The 20,537-nt window shown below is 73.2% G+C and carries 17 protein-coding genes; 15 read left to right on the top strand and 2 right to left on the bottom strand.

Going from position 1 to position 20,537, the window contains the following annotated elements; all coding sequences use genetic code 11:
* The first annotated feature begins 102 nt into the window (after nt 1–102).
* From ACZ3UD_RS26855 to obgE, 6 genes are all read left to right on the top strand, one after another.
* Entirely contained in the window at nt 103–2,031 is a 1,929-nt protein-coding gene (locus ACZ3UD_RS26855) for a TIGR03960 family B12-binding radical SAM protein (RefSeq protein ID WP_465592792.1), read from the top strand.
* A 221-nt stretch (nt 2,032–2,252) separates the two neighbouring features.
* The gene (locus tag ACZ3UD_RS26850; RefSeq protein WP_465592789.1) at nt 2,253–3,014 is read left to right on the top strand and encodes a TIGR03936 family radical SAM-associated protein; all 762 of its coding nucleotides are present in this window, start codon (nt 2,253–2,255) and stop codon (nt 3,012–3,014) included.
* Between the two features lie 435 nt (nt 3,015–3,449).
* Nucleotides 3,450–6,995 (top strand): Rne/Rng family ribonuclease, encoded by a 3,546-nt coding sequence (locus ACZ3UD_RS26845; protein WP_465592786.1) that lies wholly within the window; start codon nt 3,450–3,452, stop codon nt 6,993–6,995.
* A gap of 229 nt (nt 6,996–7,224) precedes the next feature.
* A complete protein-coding gene (rplU, locus tag ACZ3UD_RS26840) occupies nt 7,225–7,542 on the top strand; it encodes a 50S ribosomal protein L21 (protein ID WP_030233759.1) in 318 nt (105 codons plus the stop codon).
* Between the two features lie 14 nt (nt 7,543–7,556).
* Complete coding sequence (rpmA, locus tag ACZ3UD_RS26835) at nt 7,557–7,814, top strand: 50S ribosomal protein L27 (protein ID WP_030058248.1); 258 nt, start codon at nt 7,557–7,559, stop codon at nt 7,812–7,814.
* Nucleotides 7,815–7,931: 117 nt separating this feature from the next.
* Nucleotides 7,932–9,410, top strand: a complete 1,479-nt coding sequence (obgE, locus tag ACZ3UD_RS26830) for a GTPase ObgE (RefSeq protein ID WP_465592781.1) — start codon at nt 7,932–7,934, stop codon at nt 9,408–9,410.
* A gap of 86 nt (nt 9,411–9,496) precedes the next feature.
* On the opposite strand, the gene ACZ3UD_RS26825 is transcribed toward obgE, so the two are convergent.
* Nucleotides 9,497–10,270 carry a hypothetical protein gene (locus tag ACZ3UD_RS26825; protein ID WP_465592778.1) on the bottom strand — a complete coding sequence of 258 codons (774 nt, stop codon included), beginning with the start codon at nt 10,268–10,270 and terminating at the stop codon, nt 9,497–9,499.
* A 308-nt stretch (nt 10,271–10,578) separates the two neighbouring features.
* Here ACZ3UD_RS26825 and proB point away from each other — a divergent pair, with 308 nt between their 5' ends.
* The 5 genes from proB to ACZ3UD_RS26800 all read left to right on the top strand — a co-directional run bounded on the left by proB (nt 10,579) and on the right by ACZ3UD_RS26800 (nt 15,627).
* On the top strand, nt 10,579–11,715 hold the full coding sequence (proB, locus tag ACZ3UD_RS26820; protein WP_465592775.1) for a glutamate 5-kinase: 1,137 nt from the start codon (nt 10,579–10,581) through the stop codon (nt 11,713–11,715).
* A gap of 164 nt (nt 11,716–11,879) precedes the next feature.
* Nucleotides 11,880–12,404: a hypothetical protein gene (locus tag ACZ3UD_RS26815; RefSeq protein WP_465592772.1), complete on the top strand. Its 525-nt coding sequence runs from the start codon at nt 11,880–11,882 to the stop codon at nt 12,402–12,404.
* Nucleotides 12,405–12,468: 64 nt separating this feature from the next.
* A complete protein-coding gene (locus ACZ3UD_RS26810; RefSeq protein ID WP_465592769.1) occupies nt 12,469–13,791 on the top strand; it encodes a glutamate-5-semialdehyde dehydrogenase in 1,323 nt (440 codons plus the stop codon).
* Nucleotides 13,792–13,880: 89 nt separating this feature from the next.
* The gene (locus ACZ3UD_RS26805; protein ID WP_465592766.1) at nt 13,881–14,462 is read left to right on the top strand and encodes an SCO2584 family spore wall biosynthesis protein; all 582 of its coding nucleotides are present in this window, start codon (nt 13,881–13,883) and stop codon (nt 14,460–14,462) included.
* 103 nt (nt 14,463–14,565) lie between these two features.
* The gene (locus tag ACZ3UD_RS26800) at nt 14,566–15,627 is read left to right on the top strand and encodes an SCO2583 family membrane protein (RefSeq protein WP_465592763.1); all 1,062 of its coding nucleotides are present in this window, start codon (nt 14,566–14,568) and stop codon (nt 15,625–15,627) included.
* Between the two features lie 154 nt (nt 15,628–15,781).
* Here ACZ3UD_RS26800 and ACZ3UD_RS26795 read toward each other — a convergent pair whose 3' ends face one another.
* Nucleotides 15,782–16,834: a M48 family metallopeptidase gene (locus tag ACZ3UD_RS26795; protein ID WP_465592760.1), complete on the bottom strand. Its 1,053-nt coding sequence runs from the start codon at nt 16,832–16,834 to the stop codon at nt 15,782–15,784.
* Nucleotides 16,835–17,119: 285 nt separating this feature from the next.
* Here ACZ3UD_RS26795 and ACZ3UD_RS26790 point away from each other — a divergent pair, with 285 nt between their 5' ends.
* The 4 genes from ACZ3UD_RS26790 to ACZ3UD_RS26775 all read left to right on the top strand — a co-directional run bounded on the left by ACZ3UD_RS26790 (nt 17,120) and on the right by ACZ3UD_RS26775 (nt 20,398).
* The gene (locus tag ACZ3UD_RS26790) at nt 17,120–17,266 is read left to right on the top strand and encodes a hypothetical protein (protein WP_465592757.1); all 147 of its coding nucleotides are present in this window, start codon (nt 17,120–17,122) and stop codon (nt 17,264–17,266) included.
* Between the two features lie 228 nt (nt 17,267–17,494).
* Nucleotides 17,495–17,650, top strand: a complete 156-nt coding sequence (locus ACZ3UD_RS26785; protein WP_355669510.1) for a hypothetical protein — start codon at nt 17,495–17,497, stop codon at nt 17,648–17,650.
* A 124-nt stretch (nt 17,651–17,774) separates the two neighbouring features.
* On the top strand, nt 17,775–18,407 hold the full coding sequence (gene nadD / locus ACZ3UD_RS26780; RefSeq protein WP_380613789.1) for a nicotinate-nucleotide adenylyltransferase: 633 nt from the start codon (nt 17,775–17,777) through the stop codon (nt 18,405–18,407).
* A 167-nt stretch (nt 18,408–18,574) separates the two neighbouring features.
* Nucleotides 18,575–20,398 carry a LytR C-terminal domain-containing protein gene (locus ACZ3UD_RS26775; protein WP_465592753.1) on the top strand — a complete coding sequence of 608 codons (1,824 nt, stop codon included), beginning with the start codon at nt 18,575–18,577 and terminating at the stop codon, nt 20,396–20,398.
* Nucleotides 20,399–20,537: the final 139 nt, after the last annotated feature.

Raw genomic sequence — 20,537 nt, 5'->3', positions numbered from 1 at the left:
GTCCCGGGCAGACGGGCCGTTCCCCGGATTGGGCTACCCTTGAGGGTCACCCCTCCCGTGCCGGCTCGCGGCACCGAATCACGTCGTAAGGGTTCCTAGTACATGACTGTCGAATCGGTCTTCCCACGCCTGGAGGCCCTCCTCCCGCACGTCCAGAAGCCGATCCAGTACGTCGGCGGCGAGCTCAACTCGACCGTCAAGGACTGGGACGCCTGCGACGTCCGCTGGGCGCTGATGTACCCCGACGCCTACGAGGTCGGGCTGCCCAACCAGGGCGTCATGATCCTCTACGAGGTGCTCAACGAGCGCGAGGGCGTGCTCGCCGAGCGTACCTACAGCGTCTGGCCGGACCTTGAGGCGCTGATGCGTGAGCACGGCGTCCCGCAGTTCACCGTGGACGCCCACCGCCCGGTGAAGGCCTTCGACGTCTTCGGGCTGTCGTTCTCCACCGAGCTCGGCTACACCAACATGCTGACCGCGCTCGACCTGGCCGGCATCCCGCTGGAGGCCAAGGACCGCACCAACGAGGACCCGATCGTCCTGGCCGGCGGCCACGCGGCCTTCAACCCGGAGCCGATCGCGGACTTCCTGGACTGCGCGGTGATCGGCGACGGCGAGCAGGCCGTGCTCGACATCACGGAGATCATCCGCGCCTGGAAGGCCGAGGGCCGCCCCGGCGGGCGCGACGAGCTGCTGCTGCGCCTGGCCCGTACCGGCGGGGTGTACGTCCCGAAGTTCTACGACGTGGAGTACCTGGCCGACGGCCGGATCGGCCGCGTCTTGCCGAATGCCCCGGGCGTGCCGTGGCGGGTGTCCAAGCACACCGTGATGGACCTGGACGAGTGGCCGTACCCGAAGCAGCCGCTGGTCCCCCTCGCGGAGACGGTGCACGAGCGGATGTCCGTGGAGATCTTCCGCGGCTGCACCCGTGGCTGCCGCTTCTGCCAGGCCGGCATGATCACGCGCCCCGTGCGGGAGCGAAGCATCACCGGCATCGGCGAGATGGTCGAGCGCGGGCTGAAGGCGACCGGCTTCGAGGAGGTCGGCCTGCTGTCGCTGTCCAGCGCCGACCACACCGAGATCGGCGACATCGCCAAGGGCCTGGCCGACCGCTACACCGAGGACAAGATCGGTCTGTCGCTGCCGTCCACCCGCGTCGACGCCTTCAACATCGACCTCGCCAACGAGCTGTCCCGCAACGGGCGCCGCTCGGGCCTCACCTTCGCCCCCGAGGGCGGCAGTGAGCGCATGCGCAAGGTGATCAACAAGATGGTGTCGGAGGAGGACCTGATCCGCACCGTCGCCACCGCCTACGGCAACGGCTGGCGGCAGGTGAAGCTGTACTTCATGTGCGGCCTGCCCACCGAGACCGACGAGGACGTGCTCCAGATCGGCGAGATGGCGAAGAACGTCATCCAGAAGGGCCGCGAGGTCACCGGCCAGAACGACATCCGCTGCACCGTCTCCATCGGCGGGTTCGTGCCCAAGCCGCACACCCCGTTCCAGTGGGCCCCGCAGCTGTCCGCCGAGGCCACCGACGCCCGCCTGGCCAAGCTGCGCGACTCGATCCGCGGCGACCGCAAGTACGGCAAGAACATCGGCTACCGCTACCACGACGGCAAGCCGGGCATCGTCGAGGGCCTGCTCTCCCGCGGAGACCGCCGGGTCGGCGCCATCATCCGAGCCGTCTACGAGGACGGCGGCCGCTTCGACGGCTGGCGCGAGTACTTCTCGTACGACCGCTGGATGGCCTGCGCCGACAAGGGCCTGGCCGGCACCGGCGTCGACGTCGACTGGTACACCACCCGTGAGCGCTCCTACGAGGAGGTGCTGCCCTGGGACCACCTGGACAGCGGCCTCGACAAGGACTGGCTGTGGGAGGACTGGCAGGACGCCCTGGAGGAGGTCGAGGTCGACGACTGCCGTTGGACCCCGTGCTTCGACTGCGGCGTGTGCCCCCAGATGCAGACCAGCATCCAAATCGGCCCCACCGGCAAGAAGATGCTGCCGCTGACGGTCGTCAACAAGTAGGCGTCGTACACCCCTCGGTCCCCGTTCGGTGCGTTCCGGGCGGGGGCCGAGGGGTGTGGCTGACCTGGGGCGGAGCGAGGGGTGCGGCGGGGCGCGTACCCTTTGAGGTGACAGAGTCCGGACAGTGGCGGGAACGCGCCGCGCCGGACGGGGACAATTGACTAAAGGACTGAGCGACCCTGGCACGCCGTACGCCCGACGGTCCGCCGCCCGCGCCGACGGTGCAGCGGATTCGTCTCCGCTACACCAAGCGCGGCCGGCTCCGCTTCACCAGCCACCGCGACTTCCAGCGCGCCTTCGAGCGCGCCCTGCGCCGGTCCGCCGTTCCGATGGCCTACTCGGCCGGCTTCACCCCGCACCCGAAGGTCTCCTACGCCAACGCAGCCCCGACCGGGGTGGCGAGCGAGGCGGAGTACCTGGAGATCGGTCTGGCCGCCGCGCGCGACCCCGAGCAGCTGCGGGCGCAGCTGGACGGCTCGCTGCCGACGGGCCTGGACGTGATCGACGCGGTCGAGGTCCGCACGCCGAACTTCGTGGAGCGCCTGGAGGCCTCCGAGTGGCTGCTCCGGCTGGACGGCGTCGAGCCGACCGAGGCGGCCCAGGCGGTGGAGAAGTTCCTCGCCGAGGAGATGGTCGAGGTCGAGCGCCGGACCAAGAACGGCGTGCGGGTCTTCGACGCGCGCGGTGCGGTGGCCGCACTCGCGGTCGTCGAGCCGCAGGTCGACGGCAGCGCGGACACAGCCTTCGGAACCGACCGCGATGTTCGGACCGGCCGTCCCTGTGCGATACTGCGCCTGGTAGTACGACACGCCACACCCGCCGTACGACCCGACGACGTATTGTCCGGTCTCCGTGCGACGGCCGACCTGGCGCCGCCGGTCCCCGCAGAGGTGACCAGGCTGGCGCAGGGGCCGCTCGACGAGGAGTCCGGCACGGTGACCGACCCGCTGGCGCTCGACCGCGCCGCGGCCCCGGCCGGCTGAGAAACGGCCGGCGGGCCGCGCGCTACCGCGTCCGCCTAGCGGGCGGAGGCCGGGTCCAGTGCCTCACTGGGCCCGACGGTCCTCCAGGGTTCCCGCGGCTCCCCAGGGGAGCGAGCGTCGTCGCAGCACAGGCCGGCCACTCGGGGCCCGCCGACCAGGACGGTCGGTGGGCCCGGGACCCCGTCCGGGAGCCACCCGGGGTTGGGGGATGGCGCAGCTTGGGAAAACCTCAGAAGACTGGTCAGACCAGAAGACTTTCGACACCCCGCTGAGCGTGGGGCGCCGAGCGAGACTACGAGCCCCTGTGCGGCCTCGCGTCCGCGCGGCGGCACCGTCAAAGGGTCCGGCCCGAGCATCGTCACGATGCCGGCCGCCCACTGGTGTCGCGCCGTGCCCGGATGTGGAGCCCGGGGGCCTGACGGGAGATCCACCCGCATGCTCGAGAACACCGATCCGCAGCAGGCTGCGGCCACGGAACAGAACGAAACCGCCGCGACCGGCGGCGAGGGCGCGTCCGCCGCGCCGCCGCGCCGCCGTCGCCGGGCGGTGTCCCGCCCGGCGGGCACCCCGCAGGGTGCGGCCGCCGAGGTGGCCGAGACGGTCCTGCCGGCCGAGACGCACGAGGCGCCCGCCGAGGTGGCTGCGGCGGCCGAGCCGGCCCCGGTCGCCGAGAAGCCGGTCCGGGCCCGCCGGACCCGCAAGCGCGCCGAGGCCCCGGCCGGTGCGCCGGAAGCGACCGCGATCGTGGTCACCGCGCCGGCGGCCGAGGAGGCCCCGGTGGCGGAGAAGGACCAGCCGGCCGGGAAGGCCGCGAAGAAGGACGAGAAGGCGGAGAAGGCGGAGAAGCCCGTCCGGGCCCGCCGCACCCGCAAGCGGGCCGAGGCCCCGGCCGGTGCGCCCGTCGCCGAGGCGCCCGCGGTCGAGGCCCCCGCCGAGGAGCCCGCCGCCGCCGAGCCGGTGGCCGAGGAGGCCCCCGCCGCTCCGGCCCGCCGGGCCCGCCGCCGTCGCGTGGTCGAGGCTCCGGCCGAGGAGCCGGCGGCCGAGGAGCCCGCCGCCGAGGAGGAGCCCGCCGAGGAGGAGGCCGTCCAGGCCCCCGCCGCCGAGGCGCCCGCTGCCGCCGAGCCGGCCGCCGCCCCCGCTCCGGCCGCCGAGGCCGAGCCGCCCCACCGGGTGCGCCGCCGCGCGGTCCGCCCGGCCACCGCGATCTTCCAGGCCCCGGTCTTCCAGGAGCCCGCCCCCTACGTCGCGCCGTCCGCGCCGCAGCGGCCCGCCGCCGCCCCGGCGCCGGTCGAGGCCCCGGCCGCCGCCGAGCGCGGCGAAGAGGACGAGTACGAGTACAGCGGTGTCGGCCGCCGTCGCCGGGTCCGTACCCGGGTCGAGCCGGCCCGCCGCAAGCCGGTCGCCGCAGCGCCGGTCGCCGAGGCGCCGGTCAAGGCCCCCGTCGAGACCCCGGCCGTCGAGGCGCCCGCCGCGGAGGCCCCCGCCGCCGCTCCCGAGACCGAGGGCGAGTGGGAGGAGGACGGTCGTCCGTCCCGCCGTCGCCGTCGCGGCGGCCGTCGTCGTCGCCGTGGCGAGGCCGAGGAGTTCGAGGCCGCCGAGGCCGTCGAGACCGTGCAGCCCGCCGCCGAGGAGCCGGCCGAGGCCGTCGCCGAGGAGGAGGACGAGGAGGACGACGACCTGGCCGCCGGCCTGTCCTCGTCGCGTCGCCGTCGCCGCCGTCGCCGCCGCAGCGGTGAGGCCGGTGCCGTCGAGGCCGCCGAGACCACCGAGGACGGCGTCCGCACGGTGGTGAAGGTGCGCGAGCCGCGCCGCCGCTCCACCGAACCGTCCTTCGACCCGGACGAGGTGCAGTCCATCAAGGGCTCGACCCGTCTGGAGGCGAAGAAGCAGCGCCGCCGCGAGGGCCGTGAGCTGGGCCGCCGCCGGGTGCCGATCATCACCGAGGCCGAGTTCCTGGCCCGCCGCGAGTCGGTCGAGCGCGTCATGGTGGTGCGCCAGAACGGCCAGCGGACCCAGATCGGCGTGCTCGAGGACGGCGTGCTGGTCGAGCACTACGTCAACAAGGAGCAGGCCACCTCGTACGTCGGCAACGTCTACCTGGGCAAGGTCCAGAACGTGCTGCCGTCGATGGAGGCCGCGTTCGTCGACATCGGCAAGGGCCGCAACGCGGTGCTGTACGCCGGTGAGGTCAACTTCGGCGCGCTGGGCCACGGCGGCCCGCGCCGGATCGAGTCGGTGCTGAAGTCCGGCCAGTCCGTGCTGGTGCAGGTCTCCAAGGACCCGATCGGCCACAAGGGCGCCCGCCTGACCAGCCAGATCTCGCTGCCCGGCCGCTACCTGGTGTACGTGCCCGAGGGCTCGATGACCGGCATCTCGCGCAAGCTCCCCGAGAACGAGCGCGCGCGTCTGAAGCAGATCCTCAAGAAGATCGTCCCGGACGACGCGGGCGTGATCGTGCGCACCGCCGCCGAGGGCGCCTCCGAGGAGGAGCTGACACGCGACGTCCAGCGCCTCCAGCAGCAGTGGGAGGACATCCAGAAGAAGGCCGCGACCGGCAACGCCCCGGCGCTGCTGTACGGCGAGCCGGACATGACCGTCCGGGTCGTCCGCGACATCTTCAACGAGGACTTCACCAAGGTCATCGTCTCCGGCGACGAGGCGTGGAAGACCATCCACGAGTACGTCTCCAACGTGGCCCCGGACCTCGCCGAGCGGCTCCAGCGGTGGACCTCCGAGGTGGACGTGTTCGCCACCTACCGGATCGACGAGCAGCTGATGAAGGCGCTGGACCGCAAGGTCTGGCTGCCCAGCGGCGGCTCGCTGGTGATCGACCGCACCGAGGCGATGGTCGTCATCGACGTCAACACCGGGAAGTTCGTCGGCCAGGGCGGCAACCTGGAGGAGACGGTCACCCGGAACAACATCGAGGCGGCCGAGGAGATCGTGCGCCAGCTGCGGCTGCGCGACCTCGGCGGCATCATCGTGATCGACTTCATCGACATGGTCCTGGAGTCCAACCGCGACCTGGTGCTGCGCCGCCTGCTGGAGTGCCTGGGCCGGGACCGGACCAAGCACCAGGTGGCCGAGGTCACCTCGCTGGGCCTGGTCCAGATGACCCGCAAGCGGGTCGGCCAGGGCCTGCTGGAGTCCTTCTCCGAGCCCTGCGTGCACTGCAACGGCCGCGGTGTGATCGTGCACATGGAGCAGCCGAGCACCCACGTCCACGCCCCGGCCGCGGCCGCGGGCGAGGTCTCGGGCGGCAAGCGCCGTCGCCGGGGCAAGGGCGGGGCCGGCCACGAGGAGCCGCAGGCCGTCGAGGCCGCGGTGGCCGAGGCGGTCGTGGAGGCCGCTGAGGCCGTGCTGGAGGCCGCCGAGCCGGTGCGCGAGGAGATCGAGGGCCAGCTGGCCCTGGAGGTCCCGGGCGTCGAGGTCCCGGCTGCCGAGATCGCGCCGGTAGAGGCCGCGCCGGTGGCCGAGGCCCCGGCCGCCGCTCCGGCGGGCCGTACCCGCCGCCGCGCGGTGCGCAAGGCGACGGCTCCGGCCGGCGCGCCCCAGGCCGCCGAGATCGTGGTGCTGCAGGCGAAGGCGGACGCGGCGCTGGAGGCGGCCCTGGCCGCCGCAGCCCCGGCCGTCGAGGCCGCCGCGGAGACCGCCGCCGAGGCGGTCGTGGAGGCCGTCGCGCAGGCGCAGCCCGAGGCCGCCGAGGAGGCCGTCGTCGCGGAGGCCGTGGTTACGGAGGCCGTGGTCGTCGAGACCCCGGCCGCCGAGCCCGCCGAGGCCCTGGCCGCGGAGGAGGTGCCCGTCGAGGAGGCCCCGGCGCCGAAGAAGCGGGCCGCCCGCAAGACCGCCGCGAAGAAGACCGCCGCCAAGAAGACGACCACGGCGGCCAAGAAGACCACCGCCCGCAAGACCGCGACCAAGCGGACGAGCGCGGCGGCCAAGAAGGCCGCGGCCGCCGAGGGTGATACGGCGGCCGAGTAGTGCCCGTGCCCGGGGCGGGAGCCATCTTCGCCCCGGGCCGTACGAGCCGGTTTGCCCCTCGGGCGGCCGGTCCGTATTCTTGAACATCGGCGTGTCTACGCCATGCTCCCGAGCACATCACCTTCCCGAAGCCCCGCGTCCGCGCGGAGCGAACGGGAGGAGGCCCTTGTGTCCGTACCCAGGTGGCTGGCGTCGGGAGTTCCGACCGAGTTGGGAAAGTAGGTACCGCATGTACGCGATCGTTCGCGCAGGCGGCCGCCAGCACAAGGTCGCCGTCGGCGACGTGCTGGAGATCGACCGTATCGAGGCCAAGCCGGGTGACTCGGTGGAGCTCTCGACCATTCTGGTCGTCGACGGTGACGCCGTCACCTCCGACCCGTGGGTCCTGGCCGGCGTGAAGGCTCACGCCGAGGTGGTCGACCAGACCAAGGGCGACAAGATCGTCATCCTGCGCTACAAGAACAAGACCGGCTACCGCCGTCGTCAGGGTCACCGTCAGAAGCACACCGCGGTGCGCATCACCAGCATCGACTCGGTCAGCAAGTAAGGGGATAGCGAGATATGGCACACAAGAAGGGCGCAAGCTCTACCCGCAACGGCCGTGACTCGAACGCCCAGCGCCTCGGCGTGAAGCGCTTCGGCGGCCAGGTCGTCTCCGCCGGCGAGATCCTCGTCCGCCAGCGCGGCACCCACTTCCACCCGGGTGCCGGTGTCGGCCGTGGTGGCGACGACACCCTGTTCGCGCTGACCGCCGGTGCGGTGCAGTTCGGCAACCGTCGTGGCCGCAAGGTCGTCAACATCGTGGCCGTCGAGGCCTGAGTCCGAGCGGACTCACGAGTCGCGTCAGACTCACACTGAAGGGTGGGCCGGAATGTTCCGGTCCACCCTTCGGCTTTACGCAACAAGCAAGACTCATCCGCACTGGAGGCACATCCCATGACCACCTTCGTGGACCGCGTCGAACTCCACGTCGCCGCGGGTAACGGAGGCCACGGCTGCGCCTCCGTGCACCGCGAGAAGTTCAAGCCGCTCGGCGGACCGGACGGCGGCAACGGCGGCGAGGGCGGCAGCGTCGTCCTCACCGTGGACTCGCAGGTCACCACGCTGCTCGAGTACCACCACTCGCCCAAGCGCAAGGCCACCAACGGCAAGCCCGGAGCGGGCGGCAACCGCACCGGCGCCGACGGCGAGGACCTCGTCCTGCTGGTGCCGGACGGCACCGTGGTGCTGGACCGCAAGGGCAACGTGCTGGCCGACCTGGTCGGGCACGGCACCAGCTTCGTCGCCGCCCAGGGCGGCCGCGGTGGTCTCGGCAACGCCGCGCTGGCCTCGGCCCGTCGCAAGGCCCCCGGCTTCGCGCTGCTCGGCGAGCCCGGCGAGGCCCGCGACATCGTGATGGAGCTGAAGTCCGTCGCCGACGTGGCCCTGGTCGGCTACCCGAGCGCCGGCAAGTCCTCGCTGATCTCGGTGCTCTCCGCCGCCAAGCCGAAGATCGCGGACTACCCGTTCACCACCCTGATCCCCAACCTCGGGGTGGTCACCGCGGGTGACACCGTCTACACCATCGCGGACGTGCCCGGTCTGATCCCGGGCGCCAGCCAGGGCCGCGGCCTCGGCCTGGAGTTCCTGCGGCACGTCGAGCGCTGCTCGGTGCTGGTGCACGTGCTGGACTGCGCCACCCTGGAGCCCGGCCGCGACCCGCTGACCGACCTGGAGACCATCGAGGCCGAGCTCGCCGAGTACGGCGGCCTGGACGACCGCCCGCGCCTGGTCGCGCTCAACAAGGTGGACGTGCCGGACGGCCAGGACATCGCCGACCTCACCCGGGCCTCGCTGGAGGAGCGCGGCTACCAGGTGTTCGAGGTCTCCGCCGCCTCCCGCAAGGGCCTGCGCGAGCTGAGCTTCGCGGTGGCGAAGATCGTCGCCGAGGCGCGCGCCGCCAAGCCGGCCGAGGAGTCCACCCGGATCGTGCTGCGGCCCAAGGCCGTGGACGACGCGGGCTTCACCATCACCGAGGAGGACGGCGCCTACCGCATCCGCGGCGTCAAGCCGGAGCGCTGGGTCCGCCAGACCGACTTCGCCAACGACGAGGCCGTCGGCTACCTCGCCGACCGGCTGGCCCGCCTCGGTGTCGAGGAGCAGCTGTGGAAGGTCGGGGCGCAGGAGGGCGACACCGTCATCATCGGCCCCGAGGAGAACGCCGTCGTCTTCGACTGGGAGCCGACCATGGCCGCCGGCGCCGAGATGCTCGGCCGCCGCGGTGAGGACCACCGCTTCGAGAGCCCGCGCCCGGCGGTCGACCGCCGCCGCGAGAAGCAGAAGGGCCGGGACGCGGCCGAGGCCGAGTTCCTCGCCTTCGAGGCGCTCTCCAGCGGCCGCCAGGCCGCCATCGAGGGCGACGACGAGGACTACTGAGTCGACCTGCTCGAAGCGGACGGCCCCGCCACCTGTCGAGGTGGCGGGGCCGTCCGCTTGTTCAGCTGTTCCGTTGTGACTGGACGTCACTTCGTCCAGGCGGCCTGGACCTTGGTGATGTCGGTCGAGTCGCCGTAGCCGACCATGACCGGGGTGGTGCCGGCCGGGAAGCTGACGATGTCGCAGCCCTTGAAGGCGACGCCCTTGGTGGCGCCGGACCAGCTCGGGGTGGTGCACTTGGCGATCTGGGTCGAGCCGACCGGGTTGGCGAACATGGCCGTGTTGCCCGCGGCGTCGTAGACCTTGAGCTTGGAGCTGGGGTCGCTGAAGGTCAGCTTGGTGTCGCTGAGGTTCGTCATGGTCCAGTTGACGTAGAAGAGCGCGCGGCCGTCCAGGCCGGCGGTGTTGGCCTTGGCGTCCTGGAAGTCCTTGAGCGAGCCCGGCTCGATCCCGGTGACGGTCCACTGCAGCTTGGCGGCGGTGTTCGACATCTTGTCGTTGAAGTCGATGCTGGCCGGCTGGCCGAACTTCACCGAGGTTCCGGCCTGCGGGAGCTTCCCGCCGCCGGCGCCGCCGCCCGCCGCGCCGGCCGTACCGGCGCCGCCTGTGGCCGCGCCGCCGTTGGCGGCACCACCGGCCGCGGCACCGCCCGAGGCGGCACCGCCGGTGGCAGCGCCCGACGGGGCGGCGGTCGAGCCGCCGGCCGCACCGCCGGCGGCGGCACCCGTGGCCGCGCCGGTCTGGGCCGGGGTCGCGCCGGTGGCGGCCGGGTCCGAGTTGTCCGGGCCGCAGGCCGCGAGCGAGAGGGCGGTGGTCGCCGCCAGGGCGGCGACGGTGAGCTTCGCGGTGTACGAACGCATGGTGCGCTTTTCTCCTGGGCATGCGGCCGCGAACCGTTGCCGGCCTGCCCAGTGCGGCGCCGCCCGATGACAGGAAGGTCGAAGACGAGTGGGTACAGCGGGCAAGAAGCCGTCCCCCGATCTGGCTTTCGGTCAGGGACCATACCAGCCATGCGGATTGGCAGCCGGGCTGTGGCGAGGCCGTGACCAGGCCGGGTCCAGCCGGTGAAACACCCTGCGGGAGACCTGCGCGGATCGCGTAGATTTCGGGGTTGACGGCCGGGCGGCGCCCGCCGTACCCGCACCACACCGGAAGGGCGTACAGCGAGATGAGCGAGGACTCACTGCGGGAGGAGGTGCTGACCGCACGGCGGATCGTGGTCAAGGTCGGCTCCTCCTCACTCACCACGGCGGCCGGCGGCTTGGACGCCGACCGGGTCGACGCCCTGGTGGACGCGCTCGCCAAGGTGCGCGCCCGCCCGGAAGCCCCCGAGGTCGTCCTCGTCTCCTCCGGCGCCATCGCCGCCGGGCTCGCCCCGCTCGGCCTGGACAAGCGCCCCAAGGACCTGGCCCGCCAGCAGGCCGCCGCCAGCGTCGGCCAGGGCCTGCTGGTCGCGCGCTACACCGCCTCCTTCGCCCGGTACGGCATCCGGGTCGGCCAGGTGCTGCTCACCGCCGAGGACGCCAGCCGGCGCGCCCACTACCGCAACGCCTACCGGACGTTGGACCAGCTGCTGGCGATGGGCGCGATGCCGATCGTCAACGAGAACGACACCGTCGCCACCGCCGAAATCAAGTTCGGGGACAACGACCGGCTGGCCGCCCTGGTCGCCCACCTGGTCCGGGCCGACCTGCTGGTCCTGCTCTCCGACGTGGACGGCCTCTACGACGGCGACCCGGCCAGGCCCGGCACCAGCCGGATCGCCGAGGTGCGTGGCCCGCACGACCTGGACGGCATCGAGATCGGCAGCGCGGGCAAGGCGGGCGTCGGCACCGGCGGCATGGTCACCAAGGTCGAGGCGGCCCGGATCGCCACCGGCGCGGGCATCCCCGTGGTGCTCACCGCGGCCAGCCACGCCGCCGACGCGCTGGCCGGACGGCCCACCGGAACGCTCTTCCTGCGCACCGGCAGCCGCACCTCCGACCGGATGCTCTGGCTGGCCCACGCGAGCAGCCCGCGCGGTGCCCTGCACCTGGACGCGGGCGCGGTGGAGGCGGTCGTCTCCGGCGGCGCCTCGCTGCTGCCGGCCGGGGTCACCAAGGTCGACGGGGAGTTCACCGCGGGTGATCCGGTGGACCTTCTTGCCGAAAACGGCCACATCGTGGCTCGCGGACTGGTCAACTTTGATGCAAGGGAGTTGCCCCGCCTGCTCGGCCGGTCCACCCGAGACCTGGCCCAGGAGTTCGGCGCCGCGTACGAGCGCGAGGTCGTCCACCGCGACGACCTGGTCGTTCTGCCCGGCTGACCGGCCGATCACCCGGCGTCGGCCGATCGGCGGAGCGCGGCCGGCGGGCCGCTCCGTACAGGAGCGGCCCGGCCGCGGGCGAGGAGGGGCGCAGCCGTACCGGTCGGCCGATGGCCGACGGGGCCGGTGGGGACGACACGACATCGCCGAACAGGAGGCCGCCGGTGGAACGCAGGCGCGAGGCAGCGCTGACCGGAGGGACGGCGGGCCGGCGGCTGACCAGTATCGACGGCGTCCGCGGGGACGGCCCCGCCGAGCCGGCCGGTCCGCCACCGCAGAGGCCCGGCGGGGTGCGCAGGCTGCGGCCGCAGCGCGCGGAGGCGGCGGACCCGCCCAGCGTGCCCGAGCAGGCGCGGCTGTGGCACGTGGTGCTGAGCGTGGCCGGGCAGGTCACCCCGCTGTCCGCCCTGCGTGCCTCGCTGGAGCGGCTGGCGCACGACCACTCGTTCTTCCTGACCGCGCGCTACGCGGCCGACCACGCCGAGATCCGGTACTGGGAGCAGGCCCGGGACCTGCACGACGCGGCGGCGATAGCGCTGCGGCTGTGGGGCGAGCACAAGGTCACCGCGAACCTGCCGCCGTGGGAGATCGTCGGGCTGGAGGTGGTCGACCGGGCGACGTACCACAAGCGGGTGGCGGAGGGCTTCGGCGATCCGCCACCGCACCTGGGCGGCGTGCACCCCTACTGACCGGCCCTGTTCGGATGCCGAAACGGCGACGGGCGGGACGGGCGCAGTCGCTACCCTTGGCGGCATGACCAGCGACCTCGCCACCGCCGACAGCCCCGTCCTCGCCGTAGCGCGCCGTGCCCGGGAGGCCGCCGCCGCGCTCGCCCCGCTGCCGCGCAGCGCCAAGGACGCCGCGCTGCTGTCGATCGCGGACGCGCTGGTCGCCCGCGCCGCCGAGATCGTCGCGGCCAACGCCGAGGACGTGGCCCGGGCCCGCGAGGCGGGCACGGCGGAGTCGGTGATCGACCGGCTGACGCTGACCGGGGAGCGGATCGCCGCGATCGCCTCCGACGTGCGCGACGTGGCCGGCCTGCCCGACCCGGTCGGCGAGGTGGTGCGCGGCTACACCCTGCCGAACGGCCTGGACGTGCGCCAGGTGCGGGTGCCGCTGGGCGTGGTCGGCATCATCTACGAGGCCCGGCCGAACGTCACGGCGGACGCCGCCGCGCTCTGCCTGAAGTCCGGCAACGCGGTGCTGCTGCGCGGTTCCGCATCGGCCTACCGCTCCAACACCGCGCTGGTCGCGGTGTTGCGGGACGCCGTCGCCGCGGCCGGGCTGCCCGCCGACGTGATCCAGCTGGTGCCGGGGGAGAGCCGGGACTCCGTGCAGGAGCTGATGCGCGCCCGCGGCCTCGTCGACGTGCTGATCCCGCGCGGCGGCGCCTCGCTGATCCGCACCGTGGTCGAGGGCTCGACCGTCCCGGTGATCGAGACCGGCACCGGCAACTGCCACGTGTACGTGGACGCGCGGACCGACCTGGCGATGGCCGTCGGCATCCTGCTGAACTCCAAGGCACAGCGGGTCAGCGTCTGCAACGCGGCCGAGACCCTGCTGGTGCACCAGGACGTCGCGGACGACTTCCTGCCGCTGGCGCTGGCCGCCCTGGCCGAGGCCGGGGTGACCGTGCACGGCGACGAGGCGGTGCTCAAGGCCGCCGAGGGCAGCGCCGCCACCGTGGTGCCGGCCACCGACGAGGACTGGGGAGCCGAGTACCTCTCGTACGACCTGGCGGCGGCCGTGGTGCCCTCGCTGGACGCGGCCGTCGAGCACATCCGCCGTTGGTCCTCCGGCCACACCGAGGCGATCGTCACCACCTCGCAGGCCGCCGCCCGCCGCTTCACCCAGCTGGTCGACTCGACCACGGTGGCCGTCAACGCCTCCACCCGGTTCACCGACGGCGGTGAGTTCGGCTTCGGCGCGGAGATCGGCATCTCCACCCAGAAGCTGCACGCCCGTGGTCCGATGGGCTTGCCCGAGCTGACCAGCACCAAGTACATCGTCACTGGTGACGGGCATGTCCGCGGTGAGGCGACGCGGACCGTGGGCGGGGACGCGGACGCCCGCTGAACGCGGCGTGCGGGGCGTCCGGCACACGTGTGACGGACCAACTGCCGGGAGCCACAGACAAATCGCCCGGCCGGTAATACGCTGAATCCGTGGCTGAGGATGTGGGGGGCTCGCCGTACCCCGACGGCGCCGACCACGGTGGTGCGGACGACGAGTTCGCCACCGTGGTCTTCGATGAGGCCTTCGTCCGGTCCGCCGCCGTGCACGAGCCGACGGCCAAGGAGCGGCAGCTCGCCGCGGTCGAGGCGCGGTTCGAGCCGGACACCGCGGGACCGGGTTGGGGCCATGACGTCCCGGCCGGTGACGGGCTGCCGCTGGAGCTGCGCCCGTACCCGAGCGGACTCGACGAGGACCACCTGTACCCCGACCCGTGGTCGGGCCCGGGCAGGGCGACCGGCCGCCAGACCCGGCGGCGGTGGCGCCGCTACGATCCGGTGCGCGCCCGCGGCCGGTACGTGGCCCAGCAGCGCTGGCACCGGCCGGTGGCCTGGGTGCTCGCGGTGATCATGGGTGTGAGCCTGGTGGCGGTGGCGGTCGCGGCGATCTACCAGGGCGTGGGCGGTACCTCCGGCGCGCCCCGGCGCCCGGAGTCCGGCAGCAGCAGCGCGGGGGTGGACCCGCGGCCCGCGCCGGCCGAACCGTCGCCGGTGGTCACGGCGCCGGCGGGCTAGCCGGAGCCGGGGGCGCACGCCCGGGGCGGGTGGCCGCGGAGCGTTCCCGGCAATCTGCGCAGGGGCCCTCGTAGCGGGACGGGTGTACGCCTACCCTGGTGTCATGGGTGACCCGCGAGAGCCTCCTGAGGGTACGCCCGAGGGCGGTTCCGGAAACGAGGACGAATTCCGGTCCGTCGTGTTCGACGAATCGTTCGTGCGGGCTGCCCGGATCCAGGAGCTGTCCGCCCGGGAGCGGCTCGCGGGTTCCTTCGGCAAGGCCACCCGGGCCCGGGTGCGGCTCGGGCCGCTGGGTACCGTCCCGCGCCAGGCGCTGGCCCTGCTGCTGCTCATCCTGCTGGCCTTCGGGGCGGCGGTGTACTTCGGGGTGAACTCGCCGAAGGGCATCCCGGCGCGGCCCGAGGGCAGCCAAGTGACCGTCAGCCTGGTCGCGTTGAGCCCGGCCACGGCCGTCCACCCGGTGGCCGACCCGGCGAATCCGTTCGCCGCGCTGCCGCCCGGGTACGGCAACGGGACGGTCGGGCTGAACACCCCGACCGGGGCCGCCACGGAGCACTTCAGCCGGGTCGAGGTGACCAAGGCGCTGGACACCGTGCAGCGCTACCTGGTCGCCTCCTCGCTGGCCCCGGCCGCGCTGGTGCAGGGCGCCACCGCGGACATAAGGGCCTTCGTCACGCCCGGTGAGCAGGCCGGGTTCGACGAGAGCGTCGCCCAGCCGGTGGACGACCGGCACCACGCGCTGACCGGCTGGGTGGTCCGTTTCGACCCGGCGCAGGTCGCGCTGGCCTCCGACACCGTGAAGGTGGCCGGCGCGATGCGGATCGACGAGGCGGACAGCGGCACGCTGCAGATCACCACCGACCACACCTTCGTCTACGCGCTGAAGTCGGCCGGGGCCCCCGCCGGGGCGCCGGTCACCCTGGAGACCGTGCGGCGCGAGCTGACCTTCCGGTTCGACCGGGTGGACCTGGCCTCGGCGCAGCTGCGGCTGGTGGACTCGGTGGTGCAGGCCGGGCCGGCGCCGTGCGCCGCCTCGATGGCGGGCTTCCTGCAGCCGGTGCTGGCCACCGTGCAGGGCACCGCGGTGGCGCCGCCCGCGCCGGTCGACCCGGGCAACCACGCGCGGCCGGCCTGGCAGGTGTGCGGGGTGCTGGCGGGCGGCTGAGGACTCCTGGGAAGGGACTGAGGGCGCTGGGGGCGGGTTGCGGGCCCCGGATCGAGGACCCCCGGAACGGCGCGGCGGCCGGTGATCCCGTCCGGGTCACCGGCCGCCGTGGTCCGCGCGCCGGTTCAGCCATGGTCGTGGTCCGCGTGCCGGTTCAGCTGTCGTCGCGGTCCGTGGCGGAGCCGCGGTTGGCGCCGGTGAAGGTGTCGCGCAGCTTTCCGCCGACCGTGGCGGCGCCGCCGGCCACGTCCCGCAGCAGGCCCATCAGCGGGTCCTTGCTCTCCTTCACCGAGGTCGTGTAGTGGTCGGCGGCGGCCTTCCACTGCTCGCCGACCGAGGTGTCCCGGTCGTCCGAGCGGCGCGGGTAGGCACCGGCCAGGATCGAGCGGTACTCGTCGCTCTCCGCCCACTTCTTCAGCTGGGCGACCCGGACCACCGCGAACGGGTGGGTCTGCGGCAGCAGCTGGAGCAGCTTGAGCACGCCGTCGCGCAGGTCGCCGGCCCTCTCGTACTCCTCCGCCTGCTCCAGGAAGGCGTCGACGTTCATCTCGGCCAGGTTGTGCCCGCCGGCCAGCTTCATCAGTGCCCGCATGGACGCCTGGAGGTCCTGCCCGGCCAGCAGGCCGGCCCGGTCGCTGGACAGCTCGGCCTTGCGGAACCACTCCTTGAGGGCGGTGACGAGGGCCATGATCGCCAGGTTGCCGAGCGGCACCCAGGCGATCCGGGTGGCGATGTTGGTGAGGATCATCAGCATCGTCCGGTAGACGGCGTGGCCGGACATCGCATGGCCGACCTCGTGGCCGATGACGGAGCGCAGCTCCTCCTCGTCCAGCAGCTCGACCAGGCCGCTGGTGATCACGATGATCGGGGTGTCGATGCCGATGGTGTACGCGTTGACCGTCGGGTCCTGGGTGACGTACAGGTCCGGTACCTGGTCCAGGTCGAGCACGTAGGCGGCGTCGCGCACCATGTCGTACAGCTCGGGGAACTGACGTTCGGACGTCTTCACCGCGGTGGCCAGGAACATCAGCCGGATCGCGCGCTCGGATACCAGCCCGGCGAGCTTCTTCAGGACGTCGTCGAAGCCCGACAGCTTGCGCAGAGCGACCAGGGCCGAGCGGTCGGCGGGGTGTTCCCAGGCCCGGGTGGAGATCTCGGGGAAGCGCTGGCGGCGCCGGCTCGGGCTCTTCTCGAACGTGTCGGTCATGGTCTGAGTACCTCCTGGTCGACGGCGGCCCCGGCGCGGTGCCGGCCCCCCGCTGCTCTTCGCCTGCAACGACTGTCTGTGCAACGTCCGTGGTTGCGTACTCGTCCCCGGGGCCAGCGTACGCGCGGGGCGGGCCGCGCGGCCCGCCCCGCGCCTCCGGGGCGCGAGCGGGTGGGTCACAGGGGCCGGTGGGCGGCGCCGGTGTGAGGCGGGTTTACCCTGAATGCCCTGGAGAACCGAGACCGGATCCGGCCGCGGTACCGAGCAGTTCGAGGAGCCCCTCAGATGTCCACCGACACGCTGGTCAGCCTGGCCGCCCCCATCTCCGACGAAGCCGGCCCGGGCCTGTTCCTGCGGATCATCGTGATCGCGTCCCTCGTGGGGATCGGTCTGCTGGTCTGGATCATGGCCCGCGCCTTCCGCGGTCAGTAGGTCGCCGCGTTCCCCGTGCTCGCTCACGCGGCCGCCTCGCAGCTCGGCCGGGGCGTTCGCCCACGCGCCCCTCTCGACGGCCCGTCCGCCTCGCCCGCTCACGCCCGGTCAGTGGCGGTGGGCCGCCGAGCGGTTGCCGTGTAACCCCCCGTACGATGACGGGTGGGCCCTCACCGGCCCGGAACAACCCCCAGGTCCGTTCACCGAGCCGAGAAGGTCCCGCCGACCATGAGCACTGCTGCCGCACTCCCCGTTCTGAACCTGCTCGCCGAGGGCGAGGGGGGCAACCACGACAGCCTGAACCCGGCCCTGACGGGTGGCGCCGCGCTGTTCATCCTGCTGCTCCTGCTCTTCATCACCACCCGCTTCAACCGGGACCGCTGAGCCTGGTCCACGGACCGCCAGGGGAGCGTCCGTCCATCAGGCCGGCCGCTCCCTCACGCATCTGCGGGCAACCCCCACACGGGCGTTCCCGCACCGTAACGGGCGTCGCGTAAGGTGTGGCGGCATGGGAGAGCAGGCCGGGATTCCCGGCGGACCGGAACCGGTGAAGAAGCGCCTCGGCGTGATGGGCGGCACCTTCGACCCGATCCACCACGGCCACCTGGTCGCCGCCAGTGAGGTGGCGAGCGCGTTCCACCTGGACGAGGTGGTCTTCGTCCCGACCGGGCAGCCCTGGCAGAAGTGCGACCGGCAGGTCACCTCGGCCGAGGACCGCTACCTGATGACGGTCATCGCCACGGCCGAGAACCCGCAGTTCTCGGTCAGCCGGATCGACATCGACCGCGAGGGCCCGACGTACACCGTCGACACCCTGCGCGACCTGCACGCCCTGCACCCGGACGCCGACCTGTTCTTCATCACCGGAGCCGACGCGCTCGCCCAGATCCTGACCTGGCACGACTCCGACGAACTCTTCTCGCTGGCCCACTTCATCGGATGCACCCGCCCGGGGCACACTCTGTCGGACGCCGGACTTCCGGTGGGCGGGGTCTCCCTGGTGGAGGTCCCGGCGCTGGCCATCTCCTCCACGGACTGCCGCAACCGGGTCGCCAAGGGCGAGCCGGTCTGGTACCTCGTCCCGGACGGCGTGGTGCGCTACATCGACAAGCGGGCGCTGTACGCGCCGCACGGGACCTGAGCCGGGAGCGTCAGTGAGCGAGCGAAGCGAGCGAACAATCGAAGGGTGCGCGTTTCGCGAAGCGGCCGCCGAGCGCAGCGAGGTGGGCGCATGAGCGAGCGCAGCGAGCGAACGATCGAAGGGTGCGCGTTTCGCGAAGCGGCCGCCGAGCGCAGCGAGGTGGGCGCATGAGCGAGCGCAACGGCCAGCAAACGCCGGAGGAGTGGTCCACCGGGCAGTACCAGCAGCCGTACCAGGGGTACCAGCACCAGCCGTACGAGCAGTCGGCGCAGTACGACCAGTACGGGCAGCCGGTGTACGGGCAGGGCACCTACGTCGGCCACCAGCCGCAGGGGTACCAGCAGGAGCCGGGCTACCAGCAGGGCTACCAGGGGTACCCGCAGCAGGGGTACGAGCAGCAGCAGGGGTACGAGCAGTCGGCGCAGTACGACCAGTACGGGCAGCCGGTGTACACCCAGGACCCGTACGGCGGCTACCAGCAGCAGGCGTACCACCAGGGGTACCAGCGGCCGTACCAGGCCGCGCCGGTGGTCGCCGAGCCGCAGCAGCCGCCGCAGCCCGAGGCCGGTGGCCCGGCCGCCGCGGCCGCGCCCGCTCCCGCCGAGCCCGCGGCTCCCGCCGCCGTGCCGCCGCCGCGCCCGCGCACCCCCCGGCCGGCCGCCGAGGCGGCCCCTGACAAGCCCGAGGCGCCCTCCGAGCAGGTCGCCGGGGCCCGCTCCGGCAAGGCCGGCTCCCGGGCGCCCAAGGACAGCTACACCACGGGCGAGTTCACCTTCGTCGACGAGGAGGCGGAGGAGTCCGAGGACGTCATCGACTGGCTGAAGTTCGCCGAGTCGCGCAGCGAGGTGCGTGCCGAGCGCCGCCGCAAGCTGCGCAACCGCCTGGTCGGTCTCGGTGTGGTGCTGGCGCTCGCGGCGGGCGGCGTCGGCGGCTACCTGTGGTTCACCGGCGACAAGCCGACCGCGGCCGCCGCGGCCGGCGGGCGCCAGGTCAACGTCGTCCACCTGCGCGACCTGCAGGGCAAGACGTCCAGCGCGCTGCTGGTCAACGACGCCTCCGGACACAAGGGCACGGTGCTGCTGCTGCCCGACAACCTGCGGCTGCCCGGCCCGGGCGATCCGCCGGTGACCACCGTCGGCCAGGCCATGGACGCGATCGGCGCCTCGGCGACCCGCGACGGCCTGGCCACCGTGCTCGGCGCCCCGGTGGCGGGCACCTGGCGGCTGGACACCCCGTACCTGGAGATGCTGGTCTCCCAGCTCGGCGGTGTCCGGGTGGACACCAACGCCGAGACCCACGAGGGCGGCAAGCCGGACGGCAAGCTGCTGTCCGCGGCGGGCAAGAACACCCTGCTCAGCGGGAAGGCCGCGGTCGCGTACGCCACCCTGCAGGCGCCGGGCGAGAACCGGGACGCCCAGCTGGCCCGGTTCGGGCAGGTGATGGACGCGGTGGTGCGCACCATGCCGACCGAGTTCAAGGACGCCAAGGACGACGTGCACCGGATGAACGCGGTGCTCGACCCCTCGCTGCCCGAGGACGCCCTCGCCGGGGTGCTCGCCCAGCTCGCCCAGCAGGCCAAGGACGGCCACTTCGGCACCGCCGCGCTGACCGTCAAGCCGGACGGCGGGCTGGACGAGGCGACCGCGGGCAAGCAGGTCAAGGACGTGCTCGGCGGCACCGTGAAGTCCACGGCGGCCGGCGACACCGCGGCCCGGGTCTCGCTGCAGGACGCCAGCGGCAACGACGCGGCCGCGGCCGCCGCGCAGGTCCAGATCGTCAACTCGGGCCTGACCTTCATCCCGGGCGGCGCCAAGACCGCCGCGCAGGCCGCCAGTGAGATCCGCTACACCGACGACGCCCGGCAGGCCGCGGCGAAGTCGCTGGCGACCAGCCTGGGGCTGCCGGACTCGGCGGTGAAGAAGGTGGGCGACGCCCAGAACGCGGACCTGGTGGTCGTGCTCGGCAAGGACTACCAGCCGCCGAAGCAGTAGGCCGGCGGTCGGGCCCGGCCCCTCCGGCCGGCGCCCGGCGTCGGCGGCCGGGCCCGGTTCGGCCGCGCCCGGCGTCGGCGGCCCCGGAAAACGGTTCCGGGGCCGCCGGGGCGGCGTGAGATCCTGGAAGGCGACCCCC

It is taken from the genome of Kitasatospora sp. NPDC023118, from assembly GCF_055560875.1.
This window is presented reverse-complemented; position numbering and strand designations above follow the sequence as displayed.

Coding starts and splice junctions, on each gene's coding strand:
- ACZ3UD_RS26845 (WP_465592786.1), top strand. CDS start 3,450: ATGCTCGAGAACACCGATCCGCAGCAGGCTGCGGCCACGGAACAGAAC.
- rplU (WP_030233759.1), top strand. CDS start 7,225: ATGTACGCGATCGTTCGCGCAGGCGGCCGCCAGCACAAGGTCGCCGTC.
- ACZ3UD_RS26855 (WP_465592792.1), top strand. CDS start 103: ATGACTGTCGAATCGGTCTTCCCACGCCTGGAGGCCCTCCTCCCGCAC.
- ACZ3UD_RS26800 (WP_465592763.1), top strand. CDS start 14,566: ATGGGTGACCCGCGAGAGCCTCCTGAGGGTACGCCCGAGGGCGGTTCC.
- ACZ3UD_RS26775 (WP_465592753.1), top strand. CDS start 18,575: ATGAGCGAGCGCAACGGCCAGCAAACGCCGGAGGAGTGGTCCACCGGG.
- nadD (WP_380613789.1), top strand. CDS start 17,775: ATGGGAGAGCAGGCCGGGATTCCCGGCGGACCGGAACCGGTGAAGAAG.
- ACZ3UD_RS26825 (WP_465592778.1), bottom strand. CDS start 10,270: ATGCGTTCGTACACCGCGAAGCTCACCGTCGCCGCCCTGGCGGCGACC.
- rpmA (WP_030058248.1), top strand. CDS start 7,557: ATGGCACACAAGAAGGGCGCAAGCTCTACCCGCAACGGCCGTGACTCG.
- ACZ3UD_RS26810 (WP_465592769.1), top strand. CDS start 12,469: ATGACCAGCGACCTCGCCACCGCCGACAGCCCCGTCCTCGCCGTAGCG.
- ACZ3UD_RS26795 (WP_465592760.1), bottom strand. CDS start 16,834: ATGACCGACACGTTCGAGAAGAGCCCGAGCCGGCGCCGCCAGCGCTTC.
- ACZ3UD_RS26790 (WP_465592757.1), top strand. CDS start 17,120: ATGTCCACCGACACGCTGGTCAGCCTGGCCGCCCCCATCTCCGACGAA.
- obgE (WP_465592781.1), top strand. CDS start 7,932: ATGACCACCTTCGTGGACCGCGTCGAACTCCACGTCGCCGCGGGTAAC.
- proB (WP_465592775.1), top strand. CDS start 10,579: ATGAGCGAGGACTCACTGCGGGAGGAGGTGCTGACCGCACGGCGGATC.
- ACZ3UD_RS26785 (WP_355669510.1), top strand. CDS start 17,495: ATGAGCACTGCTGCCGCACTCCCCGTTCTGAACCTGCTCGCCGAGGGC.